The sequence below is a fragment of the Microvirga sp. 2TAF3 genome, from assembly GCF_052114965.1.
Lineage (GTDB): Bacteria > Pseudomonadota > Alphaproteobacteria > Rhizobiales > Beijerinckiaceae > Microvirga.
In genome coordinates this window covers 60,666-79,424 of sequence record NZ_JBFRFT010000009.1, presented here as the reverse complement: position 1 = coordinate 79,424, position 18,759 = coordinate 60,666, and the positions used below count along the sequence as shown (strand labels likewise).

The 18,759-nt window shown below is 63.6% G+C and carries 15 protein-coding genes and 1 tRNA gene; 6 read left to right on the top strand and 10 right to left on the bottom strand.

The window, feature by feature from the left end:
* Positions 1-127: 127 nt before the first annotated feature.
* Positions 128-2,416, top strand: coding sequence for an NADP-dependent malic enzyme (locus AB4Y97_RS11135; RefSeq protein ID WP_441999116.1), 2,289 nt, complete (start codon positions 128-130; stop codon positions 2,414-2,416).
* 89 nt (positions 2,417-2,505) lie between these two features.
* On the opposite strand, the gene AB4Y97_RS11130 is transcribed toward AB4Y97_RS11135, so the two are convergent.
* The gene (locus AB4Y97_RS11130; protein ID WP_441999115.1) at positions 2,506-3,246 is read right to left on the bottom strand and encodes a TSUP family transporter; all 741 of its coding nucleotides are present in this window, start codon (positions 3,244-3,246) and stop codon (positions 2,506-2,508) included.
* A gap of 90 nt (positions 3,247-3,336) precedes the next feature.
* Between AB4Y97_RS11130 and AB4Y97_RS11125 the strand changes: the two genes are divergently transcribed.
* Together AB4Y97_RS11125 and hrpB are read left to right on the top strand one after the other, a co-directional pair.
* Positions 3,337-3,954 carry an HAD family hydrolase gene (locus AB4Y97_RS11125; protein ID WP_441999114.1) on the top strand — a complete coding sequence of 206 codons (618 nt, stop codon included), beginning with the start codon at positions 3,337-3,339 and terminating at the stop codon, positions 3,952-3,954.
* Positions 3,955-4,088: 134 nt separating this feature from the next.
* Positions 4,089-6,557, top strand: a complete 2,469-nt coding sequence (gene hrpB, locus AB4Y97_RS11120; RefSeq protein WP_441999113.1) for an ATP-dependent helicase HrpB — start codon at positions 4,089-4,091, stop codon at positions 6,555-6,557.
* On the opposite strand, the gene AB4Y97_RS11115 is transcribed toward hrpB, so the two are convergent.
* From AB4Y97_RS11115 to aroA, 4 genes are all read right to left on the bottom strand, one after another.
* Positions 6,554-6,931: a methylglyoxal synthase gene (locus AB4Y97_RS11115; protein ID WP_441999112.1), complete on the bottom strand. Its 378-nt coding sequence runs from the start codon at positions 6,929-6,931 to the stop codon at positions 6,554-6,556. The two genes, hrpB and AB4Y97_RS11115, sit on opposite strands and share 4 nt — an antisense overlap.
* Positions 6,932-6,943: 12 nt before the next feature.
* Positions 6,944-7,747, bottom strand: a complete 804-nt coding sequence (locus tag AB4Y97_RS11110; RefSeq protein ID WP_441999111.1) for a DUF1194 domain-containing protein — start codon at positions 7,745-7,747, stop codon at positions 6,944-6,946.
* A 66-nt stretch (positions 7,748-7,813) separates the two neighbouring features.
* Entirely contained in the window at positions 7,814-8,443 is a 630-nt protein-coding gene (gene cmk / locus AB4Y97_RS11105) for a (d)CMP kinase (RefSeq protein ID WP_441999110.1), read from the bottom strand.
* Positions 8,444-8,451: 8 nt separating this feature from the next.
* Positions 8,452-9,801, bottom strand: a complete 1,350-nt coding sequence (aroA, locus tag AB4Y97_RS11100) for a 3-phosphoshikimate 1-carboxyvinyltransferase (RefSeq protein WP_441999109.1) — start codon at positions 9,799-9,801, stop codon at positions 8,452-8,454.
* Between the two features lie 166 nt (positions 9,802-9,967).
* Here aroA and AB4Y97_RS11095 point away from each other — a divergent pair, with 166 nt between their 5' ends.
* The 3 genes from AB4Y97_RS11095 to AB4Y97_RS11085 all read left to right on the top strand — a co-directional run bounded on the left by AB4Y97_RS11095 (position 9,968) and on the right by AB4Y97_RS11085 (position 12,709).
* Positions 9,968-10,348, top strand: a complete 381-nt coding sequence (locus AB4Y97_RS11095; RefSeq protein ID WP_441999108.1) for a TIGR02300 family protein — start codon at positions 9,968-9,970, stop codon at positions 10,346-10,348.
* Between the two features lie 83 nt (positions 10,349-10,431).
* Positions 10,432-10,507, top strand: a tRNA-Ala gene (locus AB4Y97_RS11090).
* Between the two features lie 573 nt (positions 10,508-11,080).
* Positions 11,081-12,709, top strand: coding sequence for an NADP-dependent glyceraldehyde-3-phosphate dehydrogenase (locus AB4Y97_RS11085; RefSeq protein ID WP_441999107.1), 1,629 nt, complete (start codon positions 11,081-11,083; stop codon positions 12,707-12,709).
* Between the two features lie 84 nt (positions 12,710-12,793).
* Here the strand turns inward: AB4Y97_RS11085 and AB4Y97_RS11080 are convergent, their stop codons facing one another.
* From AB4Y97_RS11080 to hutI, 5 genes are read right to left on the bottom strand one after another with little or no spacing between them, the layout of a single operon-like run.
* Positions 12,794-13,378 (bottom strand): HutD/Ves family protein, encoded by a 585-nt coding sequence (locus AB4Y97_RS11080; RefSeq protein ID WP_441999106.1) that lies wholly within the window; start codon positions 13,376-13,378, stop codon positions 12,794-12,796.
* Between the two features lie 10 nt (positions 13,379-13,388).
* Entirely contained in the window at positions 13,389-15,053 is a 1,665-nt protein-coding gene (gene hutU / locus AB4Y97_RS11075; protein WP_441999105.1) for a urocanate hydratase, read from the bottom strand.
* A complete protein-coding gene (hutG, locus tag AB4Y97_RS11070; RefSeq protein ID WP_441999104.1) occupies positions 15,050-15,904 on the bottom strand; it encodes an N-formylglutamate deformylase in 855 nt (284 codons plus the stop codon). Before hutG ends, hutU begins: the two co-directional genes overlap by 4 nt.
* Positions 15,905-15,919: 15 nt before the next feature.
* On the bottom strand, positions 15,920-17,470 hold the full coding sequence (hutH, locus tag AB4Y97_RS11065; protein ID WP_441999103.1) for a histidine ammonia-lyase: 1,551 nt from the start codon (positions 17,468-17,470) through the stop codon (positions 15,920-15,922).
* Positions 17,467-18,675, bottom strand: coding sequence for an imidazolonepropionase (gene hutI, locus AB4Y97_RS11060; RefSeq protein WP_441999102.1), 1,209 nt, complete (start codon positions 18,673-18,675; stop codon positions 17,467-17,469). The genes hutH and hutI overlap by 4 nt, the downstream gene beginning before the upstream one ends.
* Between the last annotated feature and the right edge of the window lie 84 nt (positions 18,676-18,759).

Sequence of the window (18,759 nt, the reverse complement as noted above, 5' to 3'; positions counted from 1 at the left end):
TCACCTTTCACCCGTGTCATAGGGTCCGGCGAGAGGATGTGGACAAGTCTTGAGGGAGGAGGTGTCCATGCCTTAAGGTCTTAGGCTTCTTCGGAAACGTCCCATCATAAAGACATATGACAACACAATGACCGATCAGCCCTCAACGCGCCGCAGCCGCCCGACCTTCACGGACCAGGAGGCGCTTCAGTTTCACGCTCAGGGGCGGCCGGGCAAGCTGGAGATCGTCCCCACCAAGCCCATGGCGACCCAGCGGGATCTGTCGTTGGCCTATTCGCCGGGCGTCGCCGTGCCGGTGAAGGCCATTGCGGAGAACCCGTCGCTGGCCTTCGACTATACCACCCGCGCGAATATGGTGGCGGTGATCTCGAACGGCACCGCCATTCTCGGCCTCGGCAATCTTGGCGCTCTGGCCTCGAAGCCGGTGATGGAGGGCAAGTCGGTCCTCTTCAAGCGCTTCGCGGACGTGGATTCCATCGATCTCGAGGTCGACACGGAAGATCCGGACAATTTCATCAATTGCGTGCGTTATCTCGGGCCCTCCTTCGGCGGCATCAATCTCGAGGACATCAAGGCCCCGGAATGCTTCATCATCGAGGAGCGGCTGCGGGAACTCATGGACATTCCCGTCTTCCATGACGACCAGCACGGCACCGCCATCATCGCGGCGGCAGGCCTTATCAACGCCCTGCATCTGACTGGCCGTGACATGGCCAAGACGAAGCTCGTGGTGAACGGGGCGGGCGCCGCAGGCATCGCCTGCACGGAATTGCTCAAGGCCATGGGCTTTGCGCCCAACAACGTCGTTCTGTGCGATACGAAGGGCGTGGTCTATCGCGGGCGCACCGAGGGCATGAACCAGTGGAAATCGGCCCACGCGGCCGAAACCAAGGCTCGGACCCTGGCGGAGGCGTTCGACGGGGCCGATGCGGTGTTCGGCCTCTCGGCCAAAGGCGCTTTCACGGATGACATGATCCGTTCCATGGCGCCCAATCCGATCATCTTCGCCATGGCCAATCCCGATCCGGAGATCACGCCGGAGGAGGTCGCCCGCATCCGCGACGATGTCATCATCGCCACGGGCCGTTCCGACTATCCGAACCAGGTCAACAACGTCCTGGGTTTCCCTTACATCTTCCGCGGCGCGCTCGACGTTCAGGCGACCACGATCAACATGGAGATGAAGATCGCGGCGGCCCAGGCGCTGGCGGATCTTGCTCGGGAGGACGTACCGGACGAGGTGGCCGCCGCCTATCAGGGCGCGCGCCCGCGCTTCGGGCGTGAATACATCATTCCCGTGCCATTCGATCCGCGTCTGATCCACACGATCCCGCAGGCTGTGGCGCAGGCCGCGATGGATACCGGCGTCGCCCGTCGCCCCATCGTCGACATGCGCGCCTACAAGGCGCAGCTTTCCGCCCGGCGCGATCCTGTGGCGGGAACGCTGAACCGCATCTTCGAGCGCGTGCGCCGGTTCCCGAAGCGGGTCGTCTTCGCGGAAGGCGAGGAGGAGCAGGTGATCCGCGCCGCGCTCTCCTTCGTCAATCAGGGCCTTGGCAAGGCGATTCTCGTCGGACGCGAGGACCGCGTCCACGAGACGGCGAATTTGGCCGGTATCGATCTCGAAGGCCGTGAGGGCATCGAGATCCACAATGCACGGCTGTCGCACCGCAACAGCACCTATGCGCAATTCCTGTATGAGCGCCTGCAACGCAAGGGTTTCCTGTTCCGCGATTGCCAGCGCCTGATCAATCAGGACCGCAACCACTTCGCCGCGTCCATGGTGGCGCTCGGCGACGCGGATGCCATGGTGACCGGCGCGACGCGCAACTACTCGACTGCGCTCGCCGATGTGCGCCGCGTCATCGACGCCAAGCCCGGCCACCGCGTCATCGGCACTTCGCTCTGCCTGGCACGTGGCCACACGGTCCTTGTGGCGGATACTGCCATTCATGAAATGCCCACCGCACAGGAACTGGCGGAGATCGCGATCGAGTCCGCGGGCGTTGCGCGACGTCTCGGCTATGAGCCTCGCGTTGCGCTTCTGTCCTTCTCGACCTTCGGCCATCCGCGGGCCGAACGGGCCGAGAAGATCCAGGAGGCTGTGCGCATTCTCGACGGGATGCGCCTCGATTTCGAATATGACGGCGAGATGTCGGCCGATGTGGCCCTCAACCGCGAGGTGATGGTGCAATATCCGTTCTGCCGCCTGACGGGACCTGCCAACGTGCTGGTCATGCCCGCGTTCCACTCCGCCTCGATCTCGACCAAGATGCTGCAGGAACTCGGCGGCGCGATGGTGCTCGGCCCCATGGTCGTCGGCCTCGACCGGCCGGTCCAGATCGTGTCGCTGGGCGCGACGGATGCGGATATCGTCAATATGGCGGCCCTCGCCGCCTACAACATCGGTGGGTAGAGCATTTTCCGCAAAAATGGATGCCGGTTTTGCGGCAGAAAATGCGCCTTCCCGGAAAGATAGAGTCTGTTCGCGAAACAGGCTCTCGATCAGCGCAGGGCCTGCGCAATGAGGATGACGCTGCCGCAGACGATGGCAGCGTCGAGAATGGCGTTATGGATATGGATCGGCAGCGTTTCCGTCAGGCGCTTGGCGATGAAGGCCCCTGGCGTGGCGGAAAGGCCGACCAGTATCGCCATGACCCATGAAGAGAGGGGCAGGGCGCCGAAAACCTGGAAGGCCCCCGTCTTCACGACCCCAAGCACCATGGAGATGATGGCGTCCGTTGCGACCACGGCCCGTCCATTCAGGCCGGAGGCCATCAGGATCGAGAGAAGTACGACGCCCGATCCGGCCGTCCCGCCGACCAGAAGGCCATATCCGGCTCCCGCCGCCGCCAGGCCGCCCCCGGACAACCGGGTGTGCAGGCGCTTCAATGTCATTCGAACGGGAACCATCACGATGAGGAAGGTCCCGATCAGGATGGCGGCTTCGGAGCCGGAGAGAAACGTGTACCCATAGGCTCCGAGAAGGCAGGTCGGTAGCGCCATGCAGCCGATCACCAGGGCGCGGCGGTAGTCGATCTCATCCCGAAACGCGACGACGCGGCTGCCATTGGTCAGCAAAGCCGAAACGCCGATAATGGGAACGACGGCATCCGCGCCGACGATGGGAGCAAGGACGAGGGGCATCAACAGCCCGGTTCCATAGCCGGTAATCCCGCCGAGTGTCCCCGCCAGCAAGGCGCATACGGCGACAAGGACATATTGCAAGGCCGTCACCTGTTCCATCGCCGTCCTCTCTTTGAGTTCGCGTTCGGCAATAGCTTAGCCGTCTCAAAAATGTAATAAGGCCCGCTGTTCAAAATCGAAGGGAAAACCATGTCTGCTCAAAAGCCCGCCACCGTCGTTTTCGATATCGGCAACGTCCTTTTGCGCTGGGACCCGCGCAACCTGTATCGCAAGGTCTTTTCCGACGAGGCGGAGATGGAGTGGTTCCTTTCCACGATCTGCACCAACCAGTGGAACCTCGAGCAGGACCGGGGCCGCGATTGGGAAGAGGCGGTGGCCCTTCTCGTGAAGGACTTCCCCGGGCACGAAACCGCCATCCGCGCCTATCACGACCGCTGGGAAGAGACAGTCTCGGGCGTGATCGAGGCGAATGTCGCAGTCCTGGGCCGCCTGCGCGAAGCCGGGGTGCCGAACTACTGCATCACGAATTTTTCCTCGCCCAAGCTCGACCTGTCGAAGAAGCTCTATCCATTCCTGGCGGGTTTCGATGGCATCATCGTCTCAGGCGACGAACGCCTGCTGAAGCCCGAACCGGCGATCTATCATCTGCTGCTTAGCCGATATGGCCTGGAAGCCGGGAATTGCATCTTCATCGACGATTCGAAGGCCAATGTGGAAGGCGCGAAGGCGGTCGGCATGCACGCGATCCATTTCGTGGAGAGCGTAGATCTGGCGGCCGAGCTGCGTCAGCATGGGTTTCCTGTCTAACGACTGCCGCCTCCTGTCATTCCGGAGGCGAACGAGAATGCGCGTGTCATCCCGCTTTGGATTCGCCTGCAGGGCAGGGTGGTGCAGCCGCAGACCCGCTTGCCCTCGGGCCGCGCATGGGCCATCAGGCGGTCATGCGCGCCTTTGACACCTCGTTGCCGATCGATATCGTCCTCGCCGATCTGACGGCGAGCCTTCGGGCGCACCCGAATGCGGTGCTCGTCGCGCCGCCCGGCGCGGGCAAGACCACGCGGGTGCCGCTTGCCCTGCTCGACGAGCCTTGGGTCGAGGGCAGGAAACTCATTATCCTCGAACCGCGCCGGCTTGCCGCCCGCGCGGCGGCGGACCGCATGGCGCAGACCCTGGGCGAGGCGGTCGGGGAAACGATTGGCCTTCGCGTGCGTCTCGGTTCCAAGATCAGCCGCAGGACGCGGATCGAGGTGGTGACCGAGGGCGTCTTCGCCCGCATGATCCTCGACGATCCCTCGCTCGAAGGCATCGCCGCCGTTCTCTTCGACGAGTTTCACGAGCGCTCTCTCGATGCCGATTTCGGTCTTGCGCTGGCGCTCGATGCGCAGGGCGGCCTGAGGGAGGATCTTCGCCTTCTCGTCATGTCCGCGACCATCGATGGCGCGCGGGTCGCCAGGCTTCTCGCCGATGCGCCCGTCATCGAATCCGAGGGGCGGGCTTTCCCGGTTGAAACCCGCTATCTCGGACGCGATCCGAACCGGCGCATCGAGGACCAGGTCGCGGAGGCCGTCACGCGGGCTTTGAGAGCCGAGCCCGGCTCGATCCTGGTCTTTCTGCCTGGGCAGGGCGAAATCCGCCGGGTGGAGGCGCTTCTGCGCGAGCGCATCACCGATTCGATGATCGATGTCGCTCCGCTTTATGGCGCCATGGACCGGGCCGAGCAGGATCTCGCGGTAAGCCCGGCGAGATCCGGCCGCCGCAAGGTGGTGCTCGCCACCTCCATCGCCGAAACTTCGCTCACCATTGAGGGCGTGCGGGTCGTCGTCGATTCAGGGCTCGCCCGCGTGCCGGTTTATGAGCCGGATATCGGCCTGACGCGGCTCGAGACCGTACGGGTGTCCCGCGCCGCCGCCGACCAGCGGCGGGGCCGTGCAGGGCGAACCGAGCCTGGAATCTGCTATCGTCTGTGGGAGGAGGCCGCGACCGGGGCATTGGAGGCCTTTGCCCGTCCGGAAATCCTGTCCGCTGATCTCGCGCCGCTTCTTCTCGATTGCGCCGCCTGGGGTGTCGCCGATCCGACGACGCTGTCCTTCCTCGACCCGCCTCCAGCTCCGGCCCTGAAGGAGGCGAGAGCGCTCTTGCAGCAATTGCTCGCCCTCGATGACGAGGGATGGATCACGGAAACCGGCCGGCATTTGCGCGACCTGCCCTTGCCGCCGCGCTTGGCGCGAATGGTGCTGACCGCGGGCGAGACAGGACAGGCCCGTGATGCGGCCGACCTCGCTGCCGTTCTCGTCGAACGGGGCCTTGGTGGGGATGCGGTGGATCTGTCCGAGCGTGTCGAACGCTTCCGCCGCGACCGCTCCCGGCGCGCGGAAGACATGCGGCGCATGGCCGAGGGTTGGGCGCGGGGCGTCCCCAAAGCTTCTTCCCCGAAGAGCGAGCTTTCTCCCGGAGCCCTTCTGACGCTCGCTTACCCGGATCGCCTCGCCAAGGCGCGGGGAAAGCAAGGAGAGTACCTCATGGCCAACGGGCGAGGCGCCGTGCTCGAGCCTCATGAGCGCCTGGCCAAGGAGCCCTATCTCGCCATCGCGGAGATTGCGGGCGGGGCCGCTTCGGCACGAATTCTGGCCGCCGCGCCCATCGCGCCCGATGAAATCGAAACCCTCCTCGGAGAGGGGATCGAGCGCCGCGACGAGATCGCTTTCGACCGGCAGGCCAAAGCCCTGCGCGCCCGCGCCGTGCGGCGCTACGGGGCTCTGACCATGAACGAGCGCCCCCTGCCTGTTCCCGCGACAGAGGAGGCGGCGCGAGCCCTTGCCGCCGGTCTCGTTTCCTTGGGCGTCGATGCTCTGCCCTGGTCGAAGGCGCTGGCGCAGTGGCGCGAGCGGGTGCTGTTCCTTCGCCATGCGGAGGGAGATGAATGGCCGGATCTGTCCGATGAGGCACTGGCTGCGACGGCGGAGGAATGGCTTGCGCCCCACCTCGTCGGCAAAAGCGGTTTAGGCGAAATCGGTCCCGACCTCCTGAGCGAGGCTGTAAGGGGACTGCTGCCATGGAGCCTCCAGCGGCGGCTCGACGCGGAGGCGCCAACCCATGTGGGGGTGCCGACCGGCTCGCAGGTCCCGGTCGATTACGGAGCGGAGGAAGGGCCAGTTCTGGCCGTGCGGGTGCAGGAGCTGTTCGGCCTCGACAAGCATCCGACCATTGCCGGAGGGCGCGTCCCTCTGATCCTGCATCTTCTTTCGCCCGCCCATCGCCCGATCCAGATCACCCGCGATCTGCCCGGCTTCTGGCGTGGCTCCTGGGCGGCGGTACGTGCCGATATGCGCGGGCAATATCCCAAGCATCCTTGGCCCGAGGATCCGCTCACCGCTCCGCCGACCCGGCGGGCCAAGCCGCGTGGGACTTAAGGATCGAAGGTGGCGATCAGCCGTTCCGCCGTGGCGCGGTTGAGCGCCATCGGGATATTGTAGACGAGGGCGAGGCGCATCAGCGCCTTCACGTCCACATCATGCGGGTGGGGCGACAGAGGGTCGACGAAGAAGAACAGGGCGTCGATCCTGCCCTCCGCGATCATCGCGCCGATCTGCTGATCGCCGCCGAGCGGCCCGCTCTTCAGGCGCGTAACCGAGAGGGATGGGCAACGCTCCATGACGCGTCCGCCGGTCGTTCCGGTGGCAAACAGCGTGAAGGGGCGAATGGCATCTTCGTACATGTCGACGAAATCGGCCATGTCGTCCTTTTTGGCGTCGTGTGCCACGAGCGCCAAGGTCAATTTTTGCATGATCGGTCTATGTCAGTTGTTCCAGCGATCGCGCCATTGCATCTCGCCGGTCAGGCAATTGGCGCGTAGAGGATTCTGGACGCGCTCGATCAAGGCTTTCGGGGGCGTGAGGTTGGCAACCTCGAGGAGGATCTTGGTCTTGATAGCGTTGACGAACTGGTCGCGCTCGCGAACCGGAACCATGAATGCCCCCTGACCTCCAATGACGCAATCCTTGTAATAGGCATCGAGATCGGGGATGTCGAGATAGCCGGGCTTGCGCAGCATGATCGGCAGTCCGTTGATGGTGATGCGCTTGGCGAGCGCATCGTTACGGGCCTGTTCCACACCACGGCCCTGGTTGTTGGGCCCATCCCCGGATACGTCGATCACCTGCCGGGTCGCAGCTGCACCAAGCTCATCGAAAAGCTTCACGCTGAAATCGATGGCGCTGGAGATCGAGGTCCGTTGTGCGCGGCTCAAAGGCGTTGAGGCGATCCTGTCCGCGAAGGCCATCAGGCTTTCGGAATTGTCGAGGATGGTCCAGGGAATGATCACCTTCTGATCGGATGTCCCGGCCCATTCCACATACGTGACGGCGATCTTGCCCAGCATGCCGCCCCGAATCGCCTCATGAACGGGGAGAGAGCGGAAGGCCTGGGCGAACCCTTCCCGCTGCAGAGCCTGCTCTTCGGTATCCATGGAAAAGGAAATGTCCACCGCCACGACAAGGGCGAGGTCCACTTCCGCCTGGGCCCGGGCCTCAGGCATCGCAATCAGCGACGCCAAGACCAAACCAAATCCTGCGGCAAGACGTGTGAAGCCGGAGCGAACCATCGGTGATCTCCTCTTGGGAGCCGGACTGGTTCTGGAAGTGTGCCAGCTTCTTGTCCTAAGGCAAGGTCAAGTTTTGGGGGCGCTTTTCTCCACAATAGCCAAGGCAGCCCAGAAGGCGGCATCGGCATCGAGATGGGTCGTGTCGAGGGTGATCGCGTCGGCCGCGGCCTTGAGCGGCGCGGTGGCTCGGTTCATGTCGCGCTCGTCCCGGCGGCGAATATCCGAAAGAATCGGTTCGTATTCCACGTTCTCGCCCCGACGCAGGAGTTCCACGTGCCGGCGGCGCGCCCGTTCCTCCGGGGTCGCGGTGATGAAGAGCTTCACATCCGCATCGGGGCAGACGATGGTCCCGATATCCCGCCCATCGAGGACCGCTCCCGGTTCCTGGCTGCCGAACTGACGTTGGAAGGCAAGAAGAGCGTCACGGACGGGCTGATAGGCGGAGATCACCGAGGCGGCTTCACCCATCTCGGCTCCCCGGAGATTGGGCGCGTCGAGATGGCTGACATCGAGATTTTCAGCCGCTTCGGCCGCCGCATCCCTGTCGGTCAGGGGCGTGCCCCGGTCGAGGAGGACACCGGCGACCGCGCGATAAAGCAGGCCCGTATCGAGATGCGCGAAACCGAAATGGTCCGCGAGGCGCTTGCCGAGCGTTCCTTTGCCTGAGGCGGCGGGGCCGTCGATGGCGATGATCATGGGGCGATTCAGTCGTTGATCGTGGCGCCGAGTTCCCGCATCAGCGGGATGAAGGAGGGGAAGCTCGTGGCGATCATGGCCCCGTCGTCCACCGTCATCGGCTCCTGCGTCGCCAGCCCCATGACGAGGAACGACATGGCGATGCGGTGATCGAGATGGGTGGCAACCGGCTTGCCGCCGCCGCGCACCTTCCCGCCCGAGCCGTGAACGATGAGGTCATCCCCCTCGATATCGTATCGGACGCCCGCCTCGGAGAGGCCTGCCGCGACGGCAGCCAGGCGGTCAGATTCCTTGACGCGCAGTTCGTGAAGCCCCTGCATCCGAGTCGTTCCTTCGGCGAAGGAGGCGGCCACGGCCAGGACCGGATATTCGTCGATCATGGCGGGAGCCCGGGCCGCCGGAACCGTCACGCCGGTCAGGCGGCTTGCCTGAACCCGCAGGTCCGCTACGGTCTCGCCGCCTTCGTTGCGTTCGTTCAGGCGTTCGATGGAAGCGCCCATCTCCAGGAGCGTCGTGATAAGACCCGTGCGGAGCGGATTCATCATCACGCCCTCGATCACCACGTCGGAGCCTGGCGTGATCAGGGCCGCGACGATGGGGAAGGCCGCAGAGGAGGGGTCGGTCGGGACCACGATGGTCGAACCGCGAAGCTCGGGCTGGCCCTGGAGCGTGATGGCGCGGCCATCCTCCCCGTGAGGCTTCACCTCCACGTTCGCGCCAAAATGGCGCAGCATCCGCTCTGTGTGGTCGCGGGTGGCCTCGCGTTCGATCACGGTCGTGCGGCCCGGGGAGTTGAGGCCGGCGAGCAGAATGGCGGATTTGATCTGGGCCGAGGCGGCCGGGGTTTCATAAGTGATCGGAATCGTCTCGCGCGGCCCGCGCAGGGTCAGCGGCACGCGCCCGCCCTCGGTCTCGCTGACCACCGTGACGCCCATCTTGACCAGAGGATCGAGGATGCGGCGCATGGGGCGCTTGCGCAGGGAAGCGTCCCCGTCGAAAGTCGTAGTGATGGGATGGCTGCCGGCTACGCCCATCATGAGACGGGAGCCGGTGCCGGCATTGCCGAAATCGAGAACGCCCGAAGGCTCGCTCAGGCCGCCGATGCCGACGCCCCGGATGCGCCAGCGTCCTGGGGCCTCCCGGGTGATCGTGGCACCCAGGGCCCTGCAGGCCTCGGCGGTTCGCAGCACGTCGTCGCCTTCGAGAAGGCCCTCGACCCGGGTTTCTCCGATGGCGAGAAGGCCGAAAATCATGGACCGGTGCGAGATCGACTTATCGCCCGGAACGCGGATGCGGCCCTTCAGAGCCATTCCGGCCTTGCTTGCGACCGGTGATGCCTTGCCATGCGCGTGCGACATGCTCGCCCCTTTCGTCCCTATTCTGGGGCGGCTCCTAACACGGGCTTTCGGTGCCGTCATCCCGCAGCGTGACAGGGGCGGGGCTTCTCCTGCAATTTCTTATTTGACAAGGGATGTTCCCGCGACTAACGGAGCCTTCCCAACTATCCACTTTGAGGCATAACCCGTGGCCAAACCGGAACTCGGCTTGAAGCGCCAGTGCATGAGCTGCGGCGCGAAATTCTACGATCTCAACAAGGATCCTGCGGTCTGCCCGAAATGCGGCACCGTCTTCCAGGCTACCGCCCTGAGCCGCGTCGCCGCGCCTGTGGTCGCGCGTGCGGCCAGTGACGAAGATGAGACGGAGCTCGAATCGGTGGGACCGGAAATGGTCTCCCTCGACGAGGTCGAGGCGAGCGAAGCCGATAAGGATCTCCCCTCCGACGACGATATCGACGTGGGTGACGACGTTGCCGACGACGACACTTTCCTTGAAGATGAAGAGGAAGGTGACGATGACGTGTCGGATTTGATCGATAGCGACATCGAAGACGACGAAGAGGCTTGAACCTCACGTCGGACCCGACTATAGAAACGCCGCTGCCTCGGCAGCGACCCTTTCCGCGGTGCCCCAAACACCGCGGCCAGCGTGGGGCCATAGCTCAGTTGGGAGAGCGCTTGAATGGCATTCAAGAGGTCGGCGGTTCGATTCCGCCTGGCTCCACCAAATATCCTCCGAAAAGTCCAGGTTCTTTCGATCTTGCCTGAAAGCTCGTGTTTTTCAGGCATTTAGCCTTTTAAAAGGCACCTTCCGCTGCCTCAGGCGGCCGAGAATCTGAAGAACGGCTTGGCTTGCTCAGCCGATTTCTCCTTGCCGGTTTAGTGTTTTCCTTGGACCCGCCTGCCACGCTCTGGGCCTCGATACCGATTGGGCTGTCAGGGCAGATCCAGCGGCAAGGGTCGGGACATGATGGCCGCGGGTGACTGCCTGGCTGGGCTTATCTTGCACGCCTCGCTGGTGCCGACCCGGAAATTCCTGCCTCTGAAGGCTATCGGCAGGCATCGCGGTCGGGTCTTCCGGTGCTATCATTCCGGCCCGTAATCATCCGCTCGCAAACCCTTCCTTTTGGGGGAGAATGCAGCATGTCCTCATGTGCCTTCGGAAGAGTCTCGTCGGGACCGCCCGGCTGCACCTCCTCCCGAGCCTCCCGATCATCCCTGATTTTCGTGCCGAACAGAGGTCTTGGCGAGATGGCTCACTGATACATCCTATGATCAGAATGAGGTGGAGGTTCCTGCTATGATCGATTCCGAAACCCTAAGGTTGCTCTTTCCGTCCGAGGGCGAAATATCCTCCGAGCATCGCCCGCCTGCCCCGATTCACCAGCGTCATTACCTCCTCAATGGTGAGCTGAAGCCATGGCACGGCCCCGTCGAAACTGTTCGATCACCGGTATGCGTGCGTGGCCTGGATGGTCAACTGGAGCAAGTCGAGCTCGGCAGCTATCCCATCGGCGGAGAGGAGGAGGCTGAGGAAGCATTGGCAGCGGCTGTCGCGGCCTACGACGAGGGGCGTGGCGTTTGGCCGACGATGACGGTCGCAGAACGCATTGCCTGCATGCAGGACTTCACGACTCAGATGGTTGCCCGCCGAAGCGAAGTCGTCAACCTGATCATGTGGGAGATCGGCAAGACCCTGGCCGACTCCGAAAAAGAGTTCGACCGAACGGTCGACTACATCCGAGCGACCATCGATGCGCTGAAAGAACTCGACAACAGCAACTCCCGCTTCATCGTCGTCGAGGGGACGATCGGGCAGATACGACGGACGCCGCTTGGAGTCGTGCTGTGCATGGGCCCCTATAACTACCCCCTGAACGAGACCTTCGCGACATTGATCCCTGCGCTCATCATGGGCAACACCATGGTGTTCAAGCCGCCGAAATTCGGCGTGCTTCTCTTCCAGCCGCTCTTGGAAGCGTTTCGCAGCGCTTTCCCCAAGGGGGTGATCAATACCGTGTATGGTCGTGGTTCCGTCATCGTGCCGCGCCTGCTGGATTCAGGCAAAGTCAATGTCCTGACCTTGATCGGCTCGAGCAAGGTTGCTGATCATCTCAAGAAGCTGCATCCAAAGGCCCATCGCCTGCGTGCCATTCTCGGACTCGATGCCAAGAATGCCGCGATCATCCTGCCCGATGCCGACATCGAGCTCGCCGTCAGGGAGTGCCTTCTCGGCACGCTTTCGTTCAACGGGCAGCGCTGCACGGCCCTCAAGATGCTGATCGTCCATCAATCGATTGCCGAGCGTTTCCTGGAACGCTTCAGTGAGGAGCTCGGCAAGCTGAAGGTCGGCATGCCATGGGAAAAGGGGGTGAGCATCACACCGCTGCCCGAACCCGGCAAGGTGGCTCACATGACCGAGCTTCTCGAAGACGCAAAAGCCTCGGGAGCGCGCGTCGTCAATAAGGGAGGTGGCACCGCGTGCAAGACCCTGTTCTATCCTGCGGTCGTCTATCCGGTGAAGGAAGGCATGAAGCTCTACCGGGAGGAGCAGTTCGGGCCGATCGTGCCTGTGATGCCGTTCGAGGATCTCGAAACCGCCCTCGAATATGTCATCACCTCCGAGCACGGCCAGCAGGTTAGCATCTTCAGCTCGAGCCCGGACCTGATCGGCCGGCTCGTCGATCCTCTCGTCAACCAGGTTTGCCGCGTGAACATCAATTGTCAGTGCCAGCGCGGGCCGGATGTCTTCCCGTTCACCGGACGAAAGGACTCTGCGGAGGGGACGCTGTCGGTTACCGACGCACTGCGCTCGTTCTCCATCCGCTCCATGATCGCAACCAAGCAGACCGAACCCAACAAGCGATTGCTCGATACCATCGTGACGGAGCACAAATCCAACTTCATCAATACGCGCTTCATTTTCTGAGCGCCATCAAAGCAAGAGCGGCTCGGCGGCGATGTCGAGGTTGCCAGTCGTACGCGCATGCCCTGTGCGGCCTTGGCGATAAAGCTATTGACGCCAGAAATCGATCACGAAGACCGTAGCCGCAGAGAGGACCGGCGCGATCTCGATGGCGCCAGTTGAAGAGGAGGCCAATACCGCCGTGTCGCCACTGGCAACCCGGGTCTCGGTGTCGCCGACCTTCACACGGACGTCGCTTCTCAGCACGAGAAGAACGATCTCGTCGCCCTCGCGGCTCAATGTGACTGACCCCGAAATCGCAATCCGGCGAAGACGATGCCGGACACGGCCGCGGCGGGACATCACGTTGAGATCGGTGATGCCACCATCCGTCAGCGCGGCGTCGACGGGAACATCCGCCGCAAAGGAGTAGGGGGCCGATGCCGGGGTGAGATGCACCGTCTCTTGCCTCGAAAACCGCAGCACGATCTCCACACCATCGAGAATTGCGAGGGTGCGGTCCACTTGCGGGAAGGTGGAGAACGGTCCGGGCTCTTCCACCCGTGCCATGCTCACCCGCCAGTCGAACTCATCCAGGGAAGAGCCCTCTGGCGAGACAGCGATCTCGACTGTTTCGCCGCCGCCATTCTTCCAGGGCATGCGGCGATAGGCCCTCGCGGGAATGACGCGCATCGTCGACCGCCTAATCCAAGCTCGGCAGGTTGAGCCCATGTTCTTTCGCGCAGTCGATCGCGATCTCGTAGCCGGCATCGGCGTGGCGCATGACGCCCGTGGCCGGGTCGTTCCATAGTACCCGCTCGATACGCTTCGCGGCTTCCGGCGTCCCATCGCAGACGATGACCATGCCGGAATGCTGCGAGAAGCCCATGCCGACGCCGCCGCCGTGATGGAGCGATACCCATGTTGCGCCGGAGGCGCAATTCAGGAGAGCGTTGAGCAGAGGCCAATCGGACACCGCATCCGATCCATCCTTCATGGATTCCGTCTCCCGGTTCGGCGAAGACACCGAGCCGGAATCCAAATGATCGCGGCCAATGACGACAGGGGCTTTCAACTCGCCTTTCGCGACCATCTCGTTGAAGGCGAGACCGAGGCGGTGGCGATCGCCGAGGCCGACCCAGCAGATACGCGCCGGCAGGCCTTGGAACTTGATGCGCTTCTGCGCCATGTCGAGCCAGTTGTGCAGGTGCTTGTTGTCGGGCAGCAGTTCCTTCACCTTGGCGTCGGTCCGGTAGATATCCTCCGGATCTCCGGACAAGGCCGCCCAGCGGAACGGGCCGATGCCCCGGCAGAAGAGCGGACGGATATAGGCCGGCACAAAGCCGGGGAAGTCGAAGGCATCGGCGACGCCTTCCTCCAGCGCCATCTGGCGGATGTTGTTGCCGTAATCGACGGTCGGCACGCCCGCGTTGTGGAAGTCGAGCATGGCGCGCACGTGCTCCGCCATGGAGTGCTTGGCGGCGGCCGTCACGGCTTTCGGGTCGCGCTCCCGCTTCGCCTCCCATTCAGCGAGTGTCCAGCCCTTCGGCAGATAGCCGTTGACCGGGTCATGGGCGGATGTCTGATCGGTCACGCAATCGGGACGCACGCCCCGTCGCACAAGCTCCGGCAGAATTTCGGCGGCATTGCCGAGCAGCGCGACGGAGATCGGCCTTCTCTCCTTGCATGAGCGGTCGATCATGCTCAGCGCGTCATCGAGGTCCTTGGCCTGCGCGTCCACGTAGCCGGTGCGCAGACGGAACTCGATGCGGCTTGGCTGGCACTCGATGGCCAGGCACGAGGCTCCCGCCATGGTGGCGGCGAGGGGTTGTGCACCGCCCATGCCGCCGAGGCCCGCCGTCAGGATCCATTTCCCCGAAAGATCGCCGCCATAGTGGCGGCGGCCCATCTCGACAAAAGTCTCGTAGGTGCCCTGCACGATGCCTTGAGTGCCGATGTAGATCCACGAGCCGGCCGTCATCTGGCCGTACATCATGAGTCCCTTCCGGTCGAGTTCGTTGAAATGATCCCAGGTGGCCCAGTGCGGGACGAGGTTGGAATTGGCGATGAGCACCCGCGGCGCGTCGGAATGAGTGCGAAACACGCCCACGGGCTTGCCGGACTGCACCAGCAGCGTCTCATCGTTCTCAAGGGTCTTCAATGCGGCGACAATCCGATCGAAGCTCTCCCAATCGCGGGCGGCCCGGCCGATGCCGCCATAGACCACGAGTTCGCCGGGTCTTTCGGCCACATCGGGATCGAGATTGTTCATCAGCATGCGCAGGGGCGCCTCCGTCAGCCAGCTTTTGGCTGAAAGCTCCGTGCCGCGTGCGGCGCGGATGACGCGGGCATTGTCGATGCGAGTCATGAGCTGGTCCTCGATGAGGGTTGGGTGGTGGCGAAGGTCAGGCAGGCTTCAAGAATGCGGATGAGGGCGACGCGCATGGGCGCGGCATAGGTGTCGTCGTAAGCGGTCGGCCACAGGCCTTCCGCAACCGGGCCGAGCGGCTCCTTCATGTAGCTGCGGCAGGCGAGTTCCATCTGGAGGGTATGAATACCAGCTTCCGGCCGACCGAGGCTGCGCGTGATGTAGCCGCCCTTGAAGCGGCCGTTGACTACGTGGCTGAACTCACTTCCGGCGCAGATTGCCTCGACCGCACTGCTCAGCGCGGCGGCGCAGCTCGTTCCACCATTGGTGCCGATGTTGAAGTGGGGAAGGGTGCCATCGAAAAGACGCGGAATCACCGAGCGGATCGAGTGGCAATCGTAGACGACGACAACGGGATGCCTTGCGCGCAGGCGATCGATCTCAGTCTTAAGCATCGCATGGTACGGATCGAAGAAGCGAGCGCGGCGTTCGGCAATGCTCTCAGGGCCCGGCTCTGCGCCCGGTTCGTAGAGAAGTTCACCATCGAAGGTCGTCGTCGGGCACAGCTCCGTCGTCGCCTGCCCGGGATAGAGCGAGATGCCGGACGGATCGCGGTTGACGTCGATGATTGTCCGGCAAATCGCCGTCCGGATCACGGTCGCGCCAAGGCCAGCTGCAAAATCGTAGAGCTGCTCGATCCACCAATCAGCGTCCTTGCGGGCGAGCCAGGCCGAGACGAGCCCGTGCTCAAATTCAGACGGGATTTCCGTTCCAGTATGCGGAAGGCTCACGATAAGCGGTGCGTTGCCACGTGTAACCGCCAGCCAGGACGGATGAGCTGAACCGGTCATGATATCGCCGACCCCTTACAGAGCAGTCTCTTGCGCGACGAGCGGCAGCACGTCACCGCCGGCAGCAGCCGCGAGCGCGCCGGACATGACAAGCGCGGTGGCTCGCTCCATGTCCGGAGCCATATGGCGGTCATCGTTCAGATGCGGGACCTCAGCCCGCAGCCGCGTGCGCACCCGTTCAAGGCGTTCGCTCGATTGCATGGGCGCGTGGAAATCGCAGCCTTGGACGGCGGCGAGGAGCTCGATGCCGATCACATGCGCGGCGTTCGTGGCCATGCCCAGAAGACGACGCGCGCCATGGGTTGCCATGGAGACGTGGTCTTCTTGATTGGCTGAGGTCGGAATCGAGTCGACGCTCGCCGGATAGGCGCGCTGCTTGTTTTCGGAGACGAGGGCGGCGGCGGTGACCTGCGGGATCATGAAGCCGGAATTGAGGCCTGGCTTTGGGGTCAGGAATGCAGGTAGGCCCGAAAGCGCAGGGTCCACCAGCATGGCGATGCGGCGTTCTGCGAGCGATCCGATCTCGCACAGGGCCATGGCGATCATGTCGGCGGCGAATGCCACCGGCTCCGCGTGGAAGTTGCCACCGGAAATCACCTCTCCCGTCTCGGAGAAGACGAGTGGGTTGTCGGAGACACCGTTCGCCTCCGTGCCGAGCGTCTCGCCCGCCTGACGCAGCAGGTCGAGCACCGCACCCATCACTTGCGGCTGACAGCGCAGGCAGTAGGGATCCTGCACGCGATCGTCGTTGGTGAGATGCGAGGCGCGGATGGCGCTGCCGTTCATCAGAGTGCGCAGGGCGGCAGCCACTTCGATCTGGCCGCGATGGCGGCGCAGCTTCTGGATACGTGCGTCGAAGGGTCCATCCGACCCTTTGGCGGCATCCGTCGCCAGAGCGCCGGTGACCAGCGCGGCCTGAAATACGTGCTCGGCTTCGAACAGTCCGGCGAGCGCCAGAGCCGTGGAGACTTGGGTGCCATTGAGGAGGGCAAGGCCTTCCTTCGGGCCGAGCGACAGCGGCCCGAGACCGGCCTTTGCGAGCGCTGCCTGGGCAGGAATGCGGGCGCCGGCCACGAAGAATTCACCGACGCCCATCATCGCCGCCGTCATATGGGCAAGTGGAGCGAGATCGCCGGAGGCTCCGACCGATCCCTGACCCGGAATGATCGGCACGAGGCCCGAATTCAAACAGGCGGCGAGATGCTCGATTGTTGACCAGCGTATACCGGAGGCGCCCTGTGCGAGGCTCGCGAGCTTGAGCGCCATGACGAGCCGAACCACAGGCCCCGGCAAAGGTTCACCGACGCCGGCAGCGTGCGAGAGGACGATATTGCGCTGGAGCGTCGCGAGATCTGCATTGCCGATGCGCACGCTCGCGAGTTTCCCGAAGCCCGTGTTAATGCCGTAGACCGGATCGCCCTTGGCAACGATGGCCTCGATCGTCCTGGCCCCTGCTTCGATCCCGGCGCGACAGTCGCTATCTAGCGACGCGGCGGCGCCACGATAGACATTTCTCCAGTCGGAAAGTTCAACGGAGCCGGGGATGAGCGTTATGGTTCGTGTCACTGTCCTCTCCAGATGCGGGCGTGTAGCGGGTTGAAACCGATGCGATAGACGAGCTCGGCCGGTCGCTCGATGTTCCAGATCGCGAGATCGCAAGACTTGCCGGGTTCGAGCGATCCGATCTCGTCGGAGCGTCCGAGGGCGCGGGCTGCCTCGCGGGTCACTCCGGCAAGGCATTCTTCGACGGTCAGGCGGAACAGGGTTGCCCCCATGTTCATGGCGAGCAGGATCGAGGTCAGCGGGGAGGTGCCGGGATTGCAATCGGTGGCAAGGGCGATGCGGGTGCCATGCTTGCGGAATGCCGCCACAGGCGGCAGCTGCGTCTCGCGGAGCATGTAGAAGGCTCCGGGAAGCAGCACGGCGACCGTGCCTGCCTTGGCCATGGCGGCAGCTCCCTCTTCATCCGTGTATTCAAGATGGTCGGCTGACAGGGCTCCATATTCGGCCGCGAGCTTCGCTCCATGCAGGTTGGAGAGCTGGTCGGCATGGAGCTTGGTGCGCAAGCCGAGAGCATGGGCGGCGGCAAAGACGCGGGCTGTCTGCTCGGGAGAAAAGGCGATGCCTTCGCAGAAAGCATCGACCGCATCGGCGAGGCCTTCGCTGGCGACCGCCGGCAGCATCGTCCCACAGATTTCGTCGATGTAGGCGTCCTTGTCGCCATTCGCTTCCGGCGGCAGGGCGTGCGCACCGAGGAAAGTCGTGGTGATCGAGACCGGACGTTCTTCGCCTAGACGTCGGGCGGCGCGCAGCATGCGGGTCTCGGTTTCGAGGTCGAGCCCGTAGCCGGACTTGACCTCCACCGTCGTGCAGCCTTCTGCCATGAGATGGTCGAGGCGGAGCAGAGCGCCAGCGACAAGGTCGTCCTCGCGGGCGGCCCGCGTTGCCTTGACGGTGGAGATGATTCCGCCGCCGGCGCGGGCGATCTCCTCGTAGCTTGCGCCTTTCAGGCGAAGTTCGAATTCTTGCGCCCGGTCGCCGCCGAAGACCAGATGAGTATGGCAGTCGATGAGGCCGGGTGTGATCCAGCGGCCTTCGCAATCGATCCTGTCGACCGCGTCCCATCCAGTCGGCAGGTCTCTTGCCGGTCCGGCGAAGGCAATGCGTCCGTCCTTCGCTGCGACGGCTCCGTCTTCCATGATGCCGAGACCGGTTGAATCCCCGGCGAGCGTAGCGAGACGTGCGTTGAACCAGATCCTGTCGAAGCGCATGGGTCATGCTCCGGTCGTTCTTATTAATGTCTATACATAATCGCCTTCCGAGGGTATTGTCTAGACATAATCAACCGTTCCTGA